We start from the raw sequence: 19,833 nt of genomic DNA, 5'->3' as shown, positions 1-19,833 counted from the left end.
TTAATTCATTAATACTGGATATTAATTTTTCGCTAGAACGCCTAACATCAGGATCTATATAAGTATAAGTATCTCTATTAATCATTGATTGAGCTGATAATAAGTTATTTATCAGTGCCTTACCTCTTCCAAAATCGCCCCCATGCTCTAAATATTTTGCAACTAACATTAGCATCGTTAAAGATTCGCATCGTCCTTCTGCACCATTTTTTAAATTTAATAATAGTTGTTGCTGTGGGAATAAAATAAGAGAGGCAGCTTTATCTGTGCCATTATTATTTGAAATTGTATAAAATAATTTTGTAAATTTATCACTATATTTAGATTTGAATTCTGATTGATAAATTCTGCTATCTATTTCTCTAATTATTGCACCTAGTTGTTCTTTGCTTATGTTATATTTATTTAACTCGATATAATCCAATATCTCTTTATTTTTCATCTCTTTAGAATAATTAGGAATTACAGATTCTATATTATTTTTATAGCCTAATAAAAATCTTTCATCATTTCTAAATAAAGGATATAGTTTAGATATTTTTTTATATATTTTATTTGAATATACAATGTTATTATAGAACTCTTTGCTAATTTTTTTATTTTTTATATTAATAACTCTTGTATATTCCGTTTCCGCTTCTACTTCACCTCTAATTATCGTATTATTTCCAATTTCTGTATATGGATTTAAAGGTAGGCTACCATCAGATATAATCTTATTTGGTAATACTTTTATACTACCTTCAATAACATTGAAAATAGGAATATTTAACCTATCAGCTAAACCTTCAATGTGTATATTTTCATTTCTATAATTATAAATTTTATCTTTATCAGCAATAATTAAAATATTTTCACCAATAAGCGTATTATCTGTAATACTGTTATATAAATTTTCATTCGCTATATTTTTACTAATATACTTATTGTGTATCCCTTTTAAATCACTTTCCCCTGCTGCAATAATAGAAATTTTACTTTTAGTACACATATCAACTAATTTTTTTAATACTTCATTTTCTTTTAATAAATTAGTTATAATACCATTATGCTTTATTTCTTTAAGATAATTATTTAAGTCATATTGATATATTTTTGGTATTAAATCTGTTACTATTTTTGTAATAGTATTATTAATTAATATTGAATGGTTAGCATTTATAAAATTTAAATTTTCTATATTACTATTAAATAAAATATAGCTGACACCTTTTTTTCCTTTATTTTCACTAAGAACCGTTTTAATAAAATGACTAGGGTTATCATATTTTTTAGATAAATCAGTATAATAGTCAACCATAACTTCGTTATCATTGTTATAATGACTTCTTTCTGTATAAGAGAGATTGCTTAATTCATTGAACTCTAATTGTAAAACTCTATTTACATAATCATGATTAGCAAAATTTTCAATAAAAATTTCATTATTTGATTTAGTATCCGTTGTTTTATATTCTTTTATTTTACCATCTAGTATATTTAATAATTTTTTAATATTATCATTTCTTTGAAAAATCATTATTTCATCATAAGTTACTCTTAAATGTAATTTATCTTTCCCATCATAATAAATCATATTTTTTAGCTGATTGATATCTATTTTATGAATAATATCTTTTAAATTACTATTAGTTTCAATAGTAATTGTATAATCATATCCTTTTATTCCAACAGGGATAGTAACTTTACTATTCAATAATTTATTCTGAATAATATTATCATAAATAAACTGACTTTCTTTAATACTTCCAGTATTTATTTCATTTGCCATGACTTGATAAAGCTTAGTGGCGATATCAATGTTCTTTTCAGATAATGTTATTATTTTATCTTTTTCATTTTTAAGCTCACCATGAAAAAGTTTCTTTTCTAACGCCATTTTAATATTTTTTAATTTTTCAATAATGGGTACTTGTTTATTTGATTTAATAATTTTTGATATTGCACCAATAATCTCAATACTTGATTTTATCTTTTCAAAATAAATATTAGAGTCTAAATCATTTATTAATAATTTAACTTTATCAAAAGTTTTTTTGTTCTCATCAGTTAAACCATGATAAGGCTCATTTTTAATAAAAATATATTCATTTTTATCAAATAAAACATAGCCTACAGTTTTTTTTTCTGCTATTACAGTATTAAACTCTATAGGGATAACTTCAACACTATTATTTTTTTTCTTTAAAATAATTTTACTGACATCTTGGCTTTTTATAATTTCATCTATATTATCCTTTATTAAAAATAGCCCATCCTCTACAACCTTTTCAATAACTCTTAGTTCGATTAATCGATCATTATGTTTTATTTGTACAATTAATATTCCATCTTCATCATAATGCATTATTCTCCCTGTTACTTCTTTAGAAAATTCTAATGAAAAATCTATAGATTTAAGATTATCAGCAAGATTTTTATTTCTAAAAACTCTACTATCTTTTTTTTCTATTTTATTACTAAATAATGATTTATAATTTTGACTTTCAACTTCTAAAAACTCATCATAGCCATACTTCAGTTCATTGCCATGTTTATTTAATCCATAAATTTTTTGCTTTTCTTTAATTATTTTTTTTAAATCTTCGATATTATCATATTCAAAAATACCAAATCTCGGTTCAAAGAATGTAACTTTATATTTTCCATCTGAATATTTTTTATATGTAATAGCGGTTTGATGCTGTTTATATCCAACAAATATATATCTATTGTCACTGCCGGTTAAAAGCTCATCAATTTTCTCAAAAAACATTTTTTCATTTAAAAGAGTTTGTTCATTACCAATGCCAACTAATCCAGATTTTTTTAATATATCAGAGAAAGGTACAGTGTTATCTGATGTATTGTACGTATATTTTAATCCTTTAATTCTTTCTTGCTGATAATTATGAGCAATGATTATGTTTTTTACTTCATTTGTTAATTCCATTAACTCATATTCAAGAATAGCTCTTTGTATTTTTTCTTTAAATCCACCGACTTTATCTGAACTGTATTTATTCTTATTTTTATATAAAATTACTGTATCTTTTAGCCATTTTAAATAATTTTCAGCATTTTCATAACCATTATTCCGTACTTCCATTAAATACTTCAAACTTAAGCCATAACAAAACCCACCAAATAAATCATCAGAAAGCTTATTAACATAATCACCTGCAACCATATTTATTCGTTCTAATATATTTGCCACTGGTGTAATTAAGTCTTTACCTTGTGCAAATGCGATACCACTTGTCGTTTTTTTCTTTACATACCATTTATTATTTTTTTCATAAATCATACTTTCGGGGTTATTATTTATTTTTGAATAACTATCAATAATTATAGATATTGCTTCTTTTATGTCATCAGAATATATGTTAACGATATGCTCATTATTATTTCCATTGTCTTTTACAATAAATATTGTTTTATAATCATATTGTTCAACTAATTTAATAGAAAAATCATCATTTACTTTTACTGTCTTTTTTAACTTTATATTCTCATAAACTTCATTGATTAACGTATTTTCATTTATACTCCACACTTCAATTTTTTTGGTTAATTTAATAAAGTCTTTATTTTTATATGCAATCGCAGTAATTTTAATACTTTCATCTGATTTATTATTATTATTATTATTATTTATATAATCTAATAATGAATTTTTACTTTCAAATGTATACTTATCATTATTTAAGCTAACTATTTCATATTGATTATTTTTATTATCGATATATACATATACTCTAGTGCCCGAGATTTCCATATCATATACATTATGTTTATTATTTGAAAGATACAACTCCAAGTCTTTTACATCAATGACATTTTTACTTATTTTTTTTGATGACCTTATGTTATCAATAAATTTCTTTATATTTTTATTAATTTTATTTTTTAACGATGACAACTTTTTGGTTTCTTCATTTCTATTATAAATAGAAAACGATTCTTCTATACTAATGACATAATCTCTAGCAATATATTCATTATTGGCAATAGATAGCATTAAGTATTTTTCTAACAACGCACTTCTTATTTCCTGTTCACTAATCGTTTCTTTTGACATATTGTTTTTTATATAGTTATCTATTTTTTTTGAAACAGAATCAATATCTACACTATTTTTTTCATGTTTTTCCATAGCATTATTCCTTTTATATATAATATGGTTTTATATTAAAAACAAAACTAACTATATATTGTCATAGGAATATAGTTTAAACTTTTAAAAATTAACATTTATAATAATTTTAAAAGATTTAATACGCTGTGTTGTGAACTATGATAAAAAACAATTATCTTTTAGGTAATTACTATTACCAGCTCTTATAAATAAAAAAGCCTCATATTTAAAATATGAGGCTAATCAATCTATAAGTACTTCTCTATGAAAGATGAGTACCTGATTTTTATAGAATCTGATTACAAGTTATAATAAATCAGCAATCATTTTCTCTAATTTTTCCTGATCGACGGCAAATTTACGAATACCATCAGATAATTTATCAACAGCCATAGGATCAGCATTATGATCCCAATAAAATTGGGATTCAGTTATCGCTGCTGGGCGAGGTTTAACATCACCTTTAAACACCAGTTTATGTTCAACTTCACCTTCTGATTCAGATAACTCTTTTAATAGTGCAGGAGAGATAGTTAAACGATCGCAACCTGCTAACTCTAAAATCTCACCGAGATTACGGAAGCTTGCTCCCATCACAACAGTATTATAACCATGCTCTTTGTAGTAGTTATAGATTTCAGTTACAGAAATAACGCCAGGATCTTCTGCTGGTGCAAATTCTTTAGTGTCTGTATTGGCTTTGTACCAATCCATAATACGGCCTACAAATGGTGAAATCAGGTAAACACCTGCTTCAGCACATGCTCGCGCTTGAGCAAAAGAGAATAATAAAGTCAGGTTACAGTTGATACCTTCTTTCTCTAGCTGTTCTGCTGCGCGAATACCTTGCCAAGTAGACGCTAATTTGATAAGAATTCTATCATTACTAATACCAGCTTCGTTATATAGCTTGATTAGATGACGTGCTTTTTCAATACACGCTTGCGTATCATAAGAAAGACGCGCATCAACCTCAGTTGAAATACGGCCTGGAATTAGTTTTAGAATTTCTAAACCAATATTAACCGCTAATTTATCACACGCATCAACGATTTGTTGTTCACGTGAATCGCTTTGTTTACGAGCCCAAGTAATCGCCTCGTCGATTAATTTACGATACTCAGGAATTTGTGCAGCATTAAGAATTAAAGAAGGGTTGGTAGTTGCGTCTTGTGGCTGATAAAGTTTCATTGCTTCGATGTCGCCTGTATCAGCAACAACGGTAGTCAGCTTACGCAAAGAAGTTAATTTGTTGGTCATTTTGTTTATCTCATCTACTAGGTAAATCTGTTTGCAGTCACCTGCGGATATCTAATGATAATAACATGGACAGCACACACTACAAGTCAGTTAAATTCAGACAAAGCAATTAATTGAATGCCAAACGTTTTCGCGAAACTAAAGCAGAAATAAACAGAAGAAAATCACAAGCTGAATCTATTGAAAATATAAAATTAAAGCTAAATGAATGCTGATTGTTTTTTCCTATTACTGTGATTTAGCTTATTATTGAACAAATTTGTTATAGTAGAAAAACTTACATTTAATCTATCGAGGGAATTATGCTAATTACTATTTCACCAGCAAAGACACTGGACTACGAATCGCCTTTAGCAACTACGCATTTCACTCAGCCCGAATTGCTAAAATATTCCCAACAACTGATTAAAGAGTGTCAAAAATTATCACCAAACGATATCGCCAGCTTGATGAAAATAAGCGATAAATTAGCGGGATTAAACGCTGCAAGATTTGGTAAATGGCAGCCTCATTTCACGCCAGAAAATGCACGTCAAGCCATATTAGCTTTTAAAGGTGATGTCTACACCGGAATGCAAGCAGAAACGTTTTCTGATGATGATTTTACTTTTGCACAAACTCATTTACGCATTCTTTCGGGGTTATATGGTGTATTACGCCCTCTCGATTTAATGCAACCTTATCGCCTTGAGATGGGAATTAAATTAGCAAATAAAAAAGGCAAAAATCTCTACGAATTTTGGGGCAATATCATCACCGAAAAACTCAATGAAGCGTTAGAAGAACAAGGCGATAATATTCTTGTCGATCTTGCTTCAGATGAATATTTTAAATCTGTTAATACTAAAAAGCTTTCTGGTGAAATCATTAAACCTGTATTTTTAGATGAGAAAAATGGCAAATATAAAGTCATTAGTTTCTATGCCAAAAAAGCAAGGGGATTAATGAGTCGTTTTATTATTCAAGAAAAATTAACCAATAAAGAACAGCTTAAAGCATTTGATCTTGAAGGTTATCAATTTAATTCAGCCGAATCACAAGGCAATACATTTGTGTTTAAGCGTGCAGAGTCGACGCTGAAATAAAACACGATAATTTACATCATCAAAGATAAACAGCCTTATACGGTAAGGCTGTTGTATATTTAAACTCACAAATACTTTGTCACAAATGGCAGTGGCGACCATGTAGGTGAAGGAATAAATTCACTTCCTTGCATCGCGGTGAGTTGTTGTTGATTAAATTGAGCCATTTCGTGGATAATCGATGTCACAAATTGCATTGATAGTGCGTTTTGCTTTTCAATCACCGTTACCGGCTTTTTTGTTTCGCCATCTTTGGTTTTTACTGTTAACACAAATTGGTTATCTTGCGTTCGGTACTGTATATCATCACCGATTTGAGAGGCAATTAAGTGCTCATTCTCAGCTAAACCTAAGACAAAGAGATGGCTATATTCACCTTCATCATAAACAGTGACTTCACCATGACGCTTTTTCACGAGGTAAACATTATTCCCCATACCGCCATTTAAGTAATCATGGCCAAATTCCGAAATCAAAAGGTCATTACCTTTTCCACCATTGATATTATCATTTCCTTCACCGGCAATTAAAATATGGTGCCCATTATTTACCACAATATGATCGTTTCCGTTACCGCCATCAATGACAGCACTCATTTTATTATGATTAACAATAATGTCATTTCCTTCCATTAATTCAATGATAGATAAATTCGCTACTGCTGGATCCTGTTGTTCTTGTAACGCAGTTGATATGGGTCTTGATTGCTGATCAGATGAATAAAGAGAATATGTGGATAGAGTTTCCTTATTAAACGTTAATCCTTCAGGGATCATTAGCACATCATCTTGTGACGTTAGTGTTAACCCTAAATCAGCAACCGGTATTAATAAACGTTGTTTACTTTGTTTATTAGGGAGTATAAAAATGACATTATTTTTATCAATTAGACGAATATTCATACCTGAATCCCAAATACGCATTAGATCTAATTGATTAAAGACCAATTTGAGATGTGCATCGGGATTATAGCGATGTGATAATATGCCCTCACTAAATATCAGATCAAAACCACTAATATCAGATAAAAATAAATTACTGATACAACCGCTCGTTAATGTCTTTATATTGCTAGATAAAGAAATAGTAATTTTGTCATTTTTATTATCGGTCAAAAAAGTAGCAACATAATAATTATCATGGCCTTCAGTTAATTTAATTGATGAATTTGCTGTAATACCAAAATAGTGATTATTTTGTGCATTACCACTAATAGCAAATGGTAAATGTTCACCTAACGAGAATCCACTATAGTGAAGCTGGGGTAAAATATTGATTATTTTTGAATGGTGCGAATACGAAAGCGTCATTAGTTTATTATTTTCATCAATATAAAGATATTGCAGAGGATCGTTATTACTATTATATTGTTCCAAATAACTAAAATCATATAAACTGCTATTTTCATCAATTCCATTATTATCAATAGTTAGCATGAAACCATCCTTTGTAATTAAGGAATATCGATGAGACAATACATTACCTTCATTATCATGATAACTATTTTTTAATGTAATAAAATGATAAATTGGTTCATCATTTTTATTTCCATCATTTACTTTTATAGAAAAAATAATATCTTTTCCTTGTCGTCTAATCGCGTGTATTTCATCAAAATGATAATTTAATCTCACCATACTCGTTTCATCTTGAGATTCTTCATTAATAATAGTTTCAAATTGAATATTATAGTTTTTCTCTAAAGATGATCTTAGAACAATATAATTATCTTTCCCTTCTCCACCTTCAGCATATCCTTCTTGTAAAACTAAGGTATCATTGCCACCTAACCCATATAATAAATCAACGCCGCCACTACCATCTAAATAATTATCATCTTGATTGCCATTAATAATATCATCCCCTATTTCGCTAGCTATAACATTCTCAATACTGTCTAAATAAGCAATCACCGCATCATCTTGTAATTTAATATTAGGCATTGAATCAGTAAATTGTGTTGAATGAATATGACCATTATCTTCATAGAGAAAAAGTGTTGAGTGAAAATTTTGGCTATTGGTTTGGATTGGTGAATTTCTAAATTTAACGTAATTTTTCGATAAATCGACTTCATATCCTCTATGATGATTCGTTGTTTTTATAACACGAAGCGTATCATTTCCCTCTCTACCATAAAAACGACTAGCATAACGCGGAGATTCAGAGGCTAATAAAATAAACATATCCTCTTTATTTCCCCCACTTAATCGCTTTGTCCCATTATAAATATCAAAGGTATTTTGAGTTTCGCAAGGTGCTGCAATAATATCATCGCCATTATAAGTACTAAAATGAAGTGTTTCATTCCCACTCCATTGACGATTATAATATTTTTTATATTCATTAGCTTTTACTAATCCATTTTCTAGTTCGTTTTGCGTATCCAATATATCGATAACATTGGCTTGTGTTGTTTTTACGCCTTTAAGAAAATCTTTATCAATTTCTTGATGAAATATAGGAAAATCTTTTTCAGGAATAATATCTATCGTATAACGCTTTAATTCATTAACATAAAAATCGATATCGAAAATGAGTATTTCATTTGTCGCAATCGCTTCTTTAGGATGGAAATACTTATATCCTGTTTTTTCTGCACGAAAATGGTAAGAAAGTGCGGCTAATTTCTCTGCTTCATTTTGGCTCAAATTTATTGATAGTCGATGAGCAACATACTCACCTAATGGATTTAAAATAGCATCTAATGTTTTACCCATTAAATTTGGTATCACTTTATAGTAATAATGTTCTTCGTATATTTGTTTCTCATTGGTATAAAAATGATAGCTAAAATTATTTAATTTCTTTATTTCATCGAAATAATCTGATGCTTTTTTATCAATTATCTCTTCTAGCTGTTTTTCTGTTTCTAAATAGGTAATTTCATTTTTTTTATCTGGTGTAACATCCCCTATTAAAAACGCATAAAATCCGTTATTAAATTCTTCCCAGGCGGTAAAGTTTACTTTTATTTTTGCTTCTTCAATTAATCTTGCCGCATTATAAATTGAGGTTGCTAAAGCAATCACAGCACCAGCAACAATACTAATAGGTCCCGCAACAGTAGATCCCGCTAGCATCGCGATTGAGACCCCAATAGTCATCAATCCAGACACTATCGCCATAGAGCCATTCACAATATAATCAATACGTCGTTTTTCATTATTTTCATCAGAAAGACGACTAAAATTATCATAGGCATTATAAATATCAAAGCCAATAGAAAGAACATTAAGCCCAATTCCAATTTTTGTACTTACTTTGCTCACATACTCTAATGGATTATGACGATATTTTAAAAAACCTTTCGCTAATGTAATTTCGATAATTTCAGATAACCCATTATAAGCCATTTCAGACCACATAATGGCGAGATTATTAATAATCTCTTTACGTTCTTCTGCTGTTAATAATGGATTATTGAGTTGCTCTGCAAGCATAAATGTCGCATTAACGGATTGCCATATACCATACGCAATATTGGCATAACCAATTTTACTAATAATACGCATATGTCGCGGATTTTCTAATGAAGACGTTCTCAAATTATTCCAATCATGGCTATCATAGTTTTTATTGCCAAGCTCAATAATTTTAATTAATCTTTCTGTTGCTTCTAAATAATCAATCCTGTTTGTATCACAAGAAAGAAGATGTCTAATTTTATCTTTTTTATTATTTAATAAATAAGAAAATAAAGAGATTATCATTTTGTCTTTTTCACTACCTGAAATAGATAAAAAATAATCATTAAGATGATGTGGATCAAATGTTAATTTTGCACTCCAGTTATCTATATTACTAAGATCTATATTCTCTATACTTTTTCCATTAATTTTTGCACCTAAATTACTTAGCCATTTTTTTTCAAAAGAGAGTCCATTTATTTCTATCTTATTTCCTCTTTTTTCAAAATAAAATGCGTTTTGACTATCAAAAGCAATTAATTTTTTTAACTCACTGACTTTCTCTAGAGCTTTAGCAGGTGGTAATGTTTCTGGTATTTCTTTATTTTTACTCATAGATAATATATTTTCTAGCTTATTTATTATATTTTTATAATTTTCAAAAAAAGAAATATAATCTAACACCACCTTATAGAGGATACCTTTTTTATTTTCATCAAAAAAAGAAGATAATAAATTTTTTGACAAATCACTTAAATTATTTATTAGTTTTGGCCTATCATATATCGAATGAATTATTTCAATGACATTCTGTGTTTTTTCAGTTAATGTTAATTTTTTATTGGTAGTTTTTTCAAATGAATTCCATTGTTCATATGTTATTTTACCCATTAGATATTGATTGAATCTCTTATTAACTGATGGATCATAAATAGCTTGTATTAACTTATTTTTTATCGTGTTTTTATCTGATGTTTTAAAAAAAGAAGAGAGTGTATAAAAATATTGATGGCAAAGGTTAGAAATTGAATCATCACTATGAATAATATTATTACTGATTTTTTTTAATATTTTTGTTTGTTGTTCTTGATTAACTTCATCAACTCTATAAATAATTTTTCCTATTTTACTATAATCAAGGTTATAACGATTTATTTCAATATAATCTAAAACATCATCTATCGTCATTATTTTAAGATAAGAAGAAAAAGCTGAAGTTATATCATTATACTCTAATTTAAATTGAATATTATCTCGATAATTAGGATAGTGGTGGGAAATTATTTTATCTATTTCCTTTGCAATACTATTATTTTTTATATTGTTATGTCCCTTTTTTGAAAAAAATGAAATATTATCATCTTCAATTTCAGCAATGATCACATTATTATTTACACTTCCCAATAGTAAAGGGTTATTCATATGTTGCCTTTCAATAGGGGGATTAATAATAACAGACTTTTCTGTAAGTACTAGTGCATTATCAACTATTTCATAAATCGGCATATTTAAACGTTGTGCTATCCCTTCTATAAAAAAAACATCAAATTGGGAGCTTAATAATTTTTCTTTTTTTGCAAAAACAAGTGTTCTTTCATTAAAAAATTGATTTTCTAAAATAATATTATATAGTTTATCGACATCCTGTTTATGTCTAATAAATTCTTGATGAAAAATTGAATCATTTTCATCTCCTGTAGCAATCAATCTTATTCTATTTTTTAAACAATAATCGATTAAATAATTTATTTCCGGATTATTATCTAAGTATCTAGTTAAATTTTCACTTTTAATACCATTATAAAAATAAATAATAATATCATCTTGATAAGAAGCATCAATGCTATCAACAATAATATTGTCAATAAGTCCCCCTGAAAATAATTGATTTTTCTCAAATAAAAATGTAAAATTTTCTTTATTATCATCAAATAATAAATAGCTACAATCTATTAAATTTCTATTTTGTTCCAATGATTTTTTTATAAGAATACGAGGATTTTTTTCATCAATATCAAAATTATTTGGATGATATCCATAATTATGTTCTCGATAGCTATTAATAAAATAATATTCTAATTGATTAATTTCATGAACTATCATTCTTTTATAAAATTGATCATTTGTAAAATACTCAAAATATAAATCTCGATAAATTTTTGTCTCATGTGTTTTTATTAAATTTATTTCATTTTCTATAAAGTTGAGTAATTCATCTACATATTGATTACTCCTATAATCTGATAATTTTTGATAAGCTTCTTTTAAATGAAGATTATTTTCATCAGTAATCAAAAAAGTATTTTTTAATTCAGGTACTTCAATAGAAATATGTTTAACTAACTCGCTTAAATATTTATAATTTTGTTTAAATTCAATCGTATAATCATAACCTTCAATATCATTAGGCCTTTTTTTATCTGATGATAGATAAGGACTTTCGATGATTTGATTATAAATAAAATTACTAATACCCTTTACACCTTCATTAATTTCACTAATCATTAACTGATACAATCGCGCTGCAACAAAGCTATTTTTTTCAGATAATGATAATAATGTTTCCTTTCCGAAAAGTAATTTTTCATAAAATAGCTTATCTTCTAATTTATCTTTGACTTTATTCAAAATATTAGCTAATGAAGTATTTTCATTACTTTCATTAAATTTATTTATTTTATTAATAAGAGATAAACCAGATATCAGTTTTTCAAAATAGATATTTCCTTGTAATTTATCTATTAGAGAGACTATTTCATTTAACTCGGTTGATTTATTACCTTTTAATAAATAACAATTAATGTTAATGAGTTCTCGATAATAAATATCGTTGAAATCAATATATCCTTTTCTTTTTTTAACTTCTTTATAAGTACCAAACTCAACTTCTTTAACAATAATGTCATCATGCTCATTTTTGTATATAACAACTTTACCTATTTCATCATTATTAATAATTTTATCAATAACTTCTTTTACTAAATAGAGTCCCTCATCAACATCGACGTTTTTTACAATAACTTCGATCAATTTATTATTTCTATTAATCTCCAGGATAAGCTCTCGTTGTTCACTATAATGGATAACTCGTCCCAGAATTTCTTCTTTGAAGGGTAATGCAAATCCTATTTTTTTTAAATTTTCTGCAACACCTTTATTATTTTCAATATCGTTCTTATTCCATACACTCTGATAGTTAATGATTTTACTCTTCTTATATTCATCAAATAAAATATACTGTTTCCCATTTATCTCATAAGTACCATAACAATCTATGTATGTTGATAACATACCTTTTATTGCATTAATATCTGATGACTCAAATAATTCACTACTAGAATTAAACAACGTAAATTTATAGATATTCTCAGAGTATTTTTTATATGAAATGGCAATAGCATGATCTTTAAAAAGAATTATAGAATAATATTCATTATAATGACGCATGATACTATCTAAATGGGCATTTATTTGTTCCTGATTATATTCTATATTTTTAATTTCTGATTTTTCTAATCCTTGGTTATTAATTATTTTGCTATATTCTATCGATTTTAATGAATTGAAAATAAGGTATTCTGATTTTTTAAATATTCTTTCCATTTGAAAATGTTGAGAAAAAATAATATTTTTAAGTTCTTTAATAAGATTTAGTATTTCATACTCCTGTATGCTATGAAATAGTATAGAATCGAATTTATTTGAAATAGCTTCTTTCTCACTTTGATAAGAGGAAATATTTTCTTTTAACCAAAATAAATATTTATTTCCTCCTTCTAACCCATTACTTCTAACTTCTAACAAATAATTTAAGCTTAAACCATAGCATAGCCCAGCAAGGGAATGAATATTAGTAAAATCATAATTAGTTTCTGACGAAGATATTAAATTGACTCGGCTTAATATACTTTCTAATGGTTTTAAGAGATCCGTATATTGAGAAAATTCTTTTATAACCTCCTTTTTTATTTTCGAAATAAACCATCCAGTCCCCATTTTATAAATTAAATGCTCTCCATGCCCTATTATTTGTTCATATTTTGATTTAGCAATCGTAAATGCCTCTTCAATATTATCAACATAAATATGTAATACCTTTTCTGTCTTTTCTATTTTATCCGTGACAACAAAAATACTTTTATACGAATAACTCTCAATTAATTCAACTGATACGTTTTCATTAATAAAAATTTTCTTTTTTGATTTAATATCATGGATGATTTCATCAAAAACATCGTTTTTATTGATATTCCAACATTCATTTATACTAAAGAAAGATTGATACTCATTCTTATTATAAAACCTATAATATACTGAATCATTAATTACTTTATTTTCTAATACTTCATTAACTTTACTTATTAAATCATCTTTACTATAAAAGAACTCCACCTCTCCATAAAAATCCACAAATTTAAATATATTATTTTCTTTATCTATATGTATTAATATACCCTTATCATCCCATTCTATATAATAATTACCAGACAAATAATTTGAAATCAAAGGTTTTATACGATTTTTATTTATTTTTATTGGTTCTCTTCCTGATGCCTTCGCACTATTAAAAAATAAATCCTCAATACTTTTATTAATTTTTTTTCTAATAGATTCAATACCTATCGTAAAGTCATTTTTATTATAAAGTGAGAAGCTGTCTTCTATTTTTCTTAAGAATTCATTTGCAGCGTATTCATTTTCTGCTAAGAGAATAGCAAGATAGTTTTCAATTAAAACTCTTTTCGTCGATGACGGTTTACAAAATAATTCCGTTTTATTTTTCTTTATGTGATTTTCTATCTGTAATGTAATTCTATCTATATCATCTTTAAATATTATTTTTTTGAATCCATTCATAATTCATTTCCTTTTTAATTACAATAAGGCTTATTTAAAAAGAAAATATAGTATTAAATCACTCTTTTTTAAATAATGGCCTCCTTATTTTGTCTATTTTATAAAAAAAGCCCAATATAATATTGGACTTATTAAATTTAATATTAATTATTTTAAAATTATTAATTCTTATTTAGGTGCGCGTTCAAGTAAAAACTCACGTAATTGAGCAAAATCAGCAGATAAATAATGTGATAATAAGGTTTTATCTGCACGTTCCGCTAACTCTTTTGGTAAAGGTAACGTCTGACCTAAAATATGTTCAACGCTTTCTTTAAATTTTGCGGGATGTGCTGTTCCTAAGAACAAACCATATTCACCCTCTTTTAATTCATCGCGTAATAAACGATATGCAACAGCGGCATGAGGCTCTGAAATATAGCCTTTTCTCGCTAATTCACGCACAGTTTCTTCTGTTGTTTCATCATTCACAGCACCATGAGCAAGATCAGCTAAATCCCAGCCTTGACGTCGATATAACTCTTCAATACGAGGCCAGTTATTAGGTTGGCTAACATCCATTGCATTTGAAAGCGTTGCAATAGTGCGATGTGGCTCCCATTTCCCATTATCTAGATAACGCGGAACGGTATCATTCACATTCGTTGCTGCAATAAAACGTTTAACAGGTAGCCCTAATGATTTCGCTAATAAACCTGCCGTTAAATCACCAAAGTTACCACTTGGCACTGAAATCACCAGTTGTTCGCGTTTTTCTGCAGGAATTTGCGCTACCGCTTCAAAATAATAACAAATTTGTGCTAATAATCGGCTAATATTGATGGAGTTGGCAGAATTCAAACACATCGTTTTCTTTAAATCTTCATCATCAAAAGCCTGTTTTACTAATGATTGGCATGCATCAAAATCGTCTTTAATCGCAACGGTATGAATGTTTTTACCTAAGGTGCAAAAGAGCTTTTCTTGTAATGGACTAATTTTACCTTCAGGGTAGAGAATAATAACCTGTACATTTTCAATTTCATAAAAAGCGTGAGCAACCGCTGCCCCTGTATCACCTGATGTTGCTGTTAAAATAGTAACAGGCTCATTACCAGCTACTTCTGACAACATTTGTGCCATGAAACGACCACCAAAATCTTTAAAAGCAAGCGTTGGGCCATGAAAAAGCTCTAGGCAACTTACATCATCTTCAACCTTTGTGACTGGTGCTGGAAATACAAAAGCAGTGTTAACGCGCTCAGCTAGCACATCAGCAGGAATTTCATCTCCAATAAATGCGCTTAAAATACGGCTACTGCGCGTTACAAAATCAAGCTTTAACAACTCATCAATTTCAGCTTTAGAAAAAGACGGTAAATCTTGTGGAAAAAAAAGCCCTTGCTGTCTTCCTAATCCTTGTTTAACAGCTTGAGCAAAGCTCACTTTTTCTTGATTATCTTTTAGATTATATAATTTCATGATTTACCCTATCTCTCTTGCGCCACGAGTATCTAAACGGCAGATATGCACAAAGCCTTCATTATTTTGTACATAGTGTTGTTGTAACCATTGCGCCATATCTTCAGCAATAGCTAATGAATCAGTAATAGTAAACAATGTTGGCCCTGAACCAGAAATGCCACAAGCCAAAGCACCTTTTGCTTTCGCCGCTTCTCTGGCCTTAGCAAAACCAGGAAGTAATTGAGTGCGATAAGGCTCTGCTATCACATCTTTCATTAAGCTTGCTGCTAATTTAGGTTGTTGAGTATGGCAGGCATGAATAAAGCCAGATAAATAGCGACCATGATTAATAATATCTGCTTTATCGTATTTCTTAGGGAGTATCGCCCTTGCCTGTGCTGTAGAGACTTTAATTCCGGGATAAGCCATTACCCAATACCATTGTTCAAATGAAGGAACGGGCTGACAGATGATGTCGTCTTGTTCCAAAATGAGCTGTAGGCCACCAAGGTAGCAAGGCGCAACATTATCGTAATGGATACTTCCTGAAATACGTCCTTCTAACTCCCCCATCATGAGTAACATTTGATTTTCATTAAAAGGTTTTTGAGCGTATTCATTTAAAGCCACCAGCGCTGCCACAACAGAACACGCACTTGAGCCTAATCCTGAGCCTATTGGCATATTTTTTTCTAATGTCATGGCAACAGGTAGTGTTTTACCTAGCTTCTCACAAAAAAGTTGCCAGCATTGATAAACAATATTTTGTTTAGGATCTGAGGGTAATTTACTAACAAAGTGGCCTTTACATTCAAGGGTAAAAGCAGGTGCAGCATCAACACTGACACAATCGCCTAATAATTCCCCATTAATAGGAGAAACCGCACCACCAAGTACATCAAATCCGACACTCACATTACCGATTGATGCCGGTGCATAAACTTTAACCACGCTTAGACTCCCAGTTTCCATGATAGTGTACGTAATACATCAGCAAAAACTCCCGCTGCTGTCACATCATTGCCCGCGCCATATCCTCTTAATACTAATGGAATTGGCTGATAATAACGGGTATAGAAGGCTAATGCATTTTCACCATTTTTCACTTTAAACAGCGGATCATTAGCATCTACCGCAATTATTTTTACTTGGCACTTACCTTCATTGATAATACCCACATAACGTAATACTTTGCCTGATTTTTGCGCTTGTTCTACTTTTGCATCAAATTCAACATCTACCTCTGGTAAACGATTTAAAAACGATTCAATTTCACCAGTAGAATCAAAAGATGTCGGTAATACTGGCTCAACCTCAATATCATTTAGCTCTAATTTATAACCTGCTTCACGTGCAAGAATAAGTAATTTTCTCGCCACATCCATACCAGAAAGATCATCACGTGGATCAGGCTCTGTAAAGCCTTTTTCTTTTGCAGATAAGGTTGCTTCAGATAAGCTTTTACCTTCATCTAATTGGCCAAAGATATAAGATAGGGAGCCCGATAGTATCCCATTAAACTGTACTAACTCATCGCCAGCATTCAGTAAGTTTTGTAAGTTCTCAATAACCGGTAATCCTGCACCAACGTTAGTATCGTATAAAAATTTACGACGAGACGATTCTGCTGCTTGGCGAATTTCATAGTAGAAATCCATAGAGAGCGTATTCGCTTTTTTGTTTGGTGTAACGACATTAAAACCATTTTGTAAGAAGTTTGCGTATTGTTTCGCAATTTCTTCGTTAGATGTACAATCAACAATCACAGGATTTAAGAAGTGGTACTCTTTTTCTAAACGAATAAGCTTGCTAAAGCTAAATGGTTCTTTTGCATTTTTTAATTCTTGTTGCCAGTTATCTAAATCAATTCCTTGCATATTTGTTAGCATTGCTCGTGAATTGGCGATACCACAAACTCGTAAATCGATATGTTTATTTTTCAACCAGTTTTGTTGACGATGAATTTGTTCAATCAACGCATTACCTACACCACCAACACCAATAACAAAAACCTCAACAATTTGATTCGTGTTAAATAGCATTTGGTGGCACAAGCGTACTGCATTTGTTGCAACATCATTTGCAATTACCGCTGAAATAGAACGCTCAGAAGAACCCTGAGCGATTGCAACAATGTTGATGTTACCGCGAGTCAATGCAGAGAAGAAACGCGCAGAGATACCTTTTAATGTACGCATACCATCACCAACAACAGAGATGATAGCAACGTTTTCCATAATATCTAACGGATCAAGTACACTGTCTTTTAATTCAAGGTAAAATTCATCTGATAGTGCTTTTTGCGCTCTGATAAGCTCTTTTTGAGGCACACAGAAACTAATGCTGTATTCAGAAGAAGATTGCGTAATCAGTACAACAGAAATACCGGCTCTGGACATAACGGAGAAAACGCGAGCAGCCATCCCTACCATGCCTTTCATTCCAGGCCCTGATACGTTTATCATTGCCATATTATTTAGATTAGTGATGCCTTTTACTGGTGTGCTGTCATCTTTTTGCCCATCACCAATCAAAGTACCAGGCGCATCAGGATTACCTGTATTTTTAATCAAGCAAGGAATTTGAAATTGAGCAATCGGTGCAATAGTACGAGGATGAAGTACCTTAGCACCAAAATAAGAAAGCTCCATGGCTTCTTGATATGACATTCCTTTTAATAAATGCGCATCAGGGACAAGGCGAGGATCACAAGTGTAAACACCATCAACATCAGTCCATATTTCACAACATTCTGCGCGTAAACATGCTGCTAATACTGCTGCTGAATAATCTGAACCATTACGACCAAGAACAACTAATTCACCTTTTTCATTACCCGCAGTAAAACCAGCCATTAAAATAATATTATCTTTGGGAATATTTAATGTAGCAATTCGATGAGTTGATTCAGGAATATCAACTGTAGATTCAAGGTAATGACCTTGTGCGAGTAGGTTTTTAATCGGATCAATCACACAAACATTATAGCCACGCGCCTGTAAAACAGATTCCATAATGGCAATAGAAAGCTTTTCACCACGACAAATCATCGCTGCATTGATGCTGTCAGGGCATTGACCTAATAAAGAGACACCATGAAGAATATGCTTTATCTCTGAAAACTCACGCTCAATTTTATCTTTTAAGCGATCGTAATCAAAACCTGGCTGTTTCTCTTTTAATCCCTGTAGTAAATCAGTAAAGATAAGCTCCGCTTCTCGTACTTGAGTCAGAGGTTCTTCTCCTTGTGCCGTTTTTTCAATCATTTCAACCAAGTAATTTGTTATCTTGGCTGGTGCTGATAAAACGAGTGCAACTTGTCCTTGCTCACATTTTTTTTCAGCGATATCAGCAACATTCAGTACCCGCTCTGCGTTGGCAACTGAAGTTCCTCCAAATTTTAACACTCGCATACGACTCTCCTGATTTTTCCCAAAAAAAAACCCGCATTTCTCAATGCGGGCTTTTTCGATTTTCGTTTTTTATATGCGACAGCCCGCCCCGCAATATAAAATTCCGGTGGTGGTGGTAATTGTAATCGTAGCCATTTTAGCTAAGCTGTAAGCGCACATAATTATCCTATCTGTCTCTAAAATTTGCTTGACCCTATATTGGTTAAAGCAAACTGCGATAAATGTCAAATTTTTTTCTTATTTTTATC

7 protein-coding genes and 1 other annotated feature are annotated in these 19,833 nt (G+C 29.8%); of the genes, 1 reads left to right on the top strand and 6 read right to left on the bottom strand.

Features of this window, described 5'->3' with window-relative positions:
• Together M983_RS11325 and tal are read right to left on the bottom strand one after the other, a co-directional pair.
• Positions 1-4,135 (bottom strand): hypothetical protein (locus tag M983_RS11325; RefSeq protein ID WP_157091956.1); only part of this gene is annotated, 4,135 nt, incomplete at its 3' end.
• A 288-nt stretch (positions 4,136-4,423) separates the two neighbouring features.
• Positions 4,424-5,377, bottom strand: a complete 954-nt coding sequence (gene tal, locus M983_RS11320) for a transaldolase (protein ID WP_066750548.1) — start codon at positions 5,375-5,377, stop codon at positions 4,424-4,426.
• A gap of 302 nt (positions 5,378-5,679) precedes the next feature.
• Here tal and yaaA point away from each other — a divergent pair, with 302 nt between their 5' ends.
• A complete protein-coding gene (gene yaaA, locus M983_RS11315) occupies positions 5,680-6,462 on the top strand; it encodes a peroxide stress protein YaaA (protein ID WP_066750545.1) in 783 nt (260 codons plus the stop codon).
• Between the two features lie 65 nt (positions 6,463-6,527).
• On the opposite strand, the gene M983_RS11310 is transcribed toward yaaA, so the two are convergent.
• The 4 genes from M983_RS11310 to thrA form a co-directional block, all read right to left on the bottom strand.
• A complete protein-coding gene (locus M983_RS11310) occupies positions 6,528-14,729 on the bottom strand; it encodes a calcium-binding protein (RefSeq protein ID WP_066750534.1) in 8,202 nt (2,733 codons plus the stop codon).
• 168 nt (positions 14,730-14,897) lie between these two features.
• Positions 14,898-16,190: a threonine synthase gene (thrC, locus tag M983_RS11305; protein WP_066750531.1), complete on the bottom strand. Its 1,293-nt coding sequence runs from the start codon at positions 16,188-16,190 to the stop codon at positions 14,898-14,900.
• 3 nt (positions 16,191-16,193) lie between these two features.
• On the bottom strand, positions 16,194-17,144 hold the full coding sequence (gene thrB, locus M983_RS11300) for a homoserine kinase (protein WP_210433243.1): 951 nt from the start codon (positions 17,142-17,144) through the stop codon (positions 16,194-16,196).
• Entirely contained in the window at positions 17,126-19,585 is a 2,460-nt protein-coding gene (gene thrA, locus M983_RS11295; RefSeq protein WP_066750525.1) for a bifunctional aspartate kinase/homoserine dehydrogenase I, read from the bottom strand. Before thrA ends, thrB begins: the two co-directional genes overlap by 19 nt.
• Positions 19,586-19,605: 20 nt before the next feature.
• Positions 19,606-19,732: a sequence feature (Thr leader region), on the bottom strand.
• Between the last annotated feature and the right edge of the window lie 101 nt (positions 19,733-19,833).

This window comes from Proteus myxofaciens ATCC 19692 (assembly GCF_001654855.1).
GTDB classification, from domain to species: domain Bacteria; phylum Pseudomonadota; class Gammaproteobacteria; order Enterobacterales; family Enterobacteriaceae; genus Proteus; species Proteus myxofaciens.
This window is presented reverse-complemented; position numbering and strand designations above follow the sequence as displayed.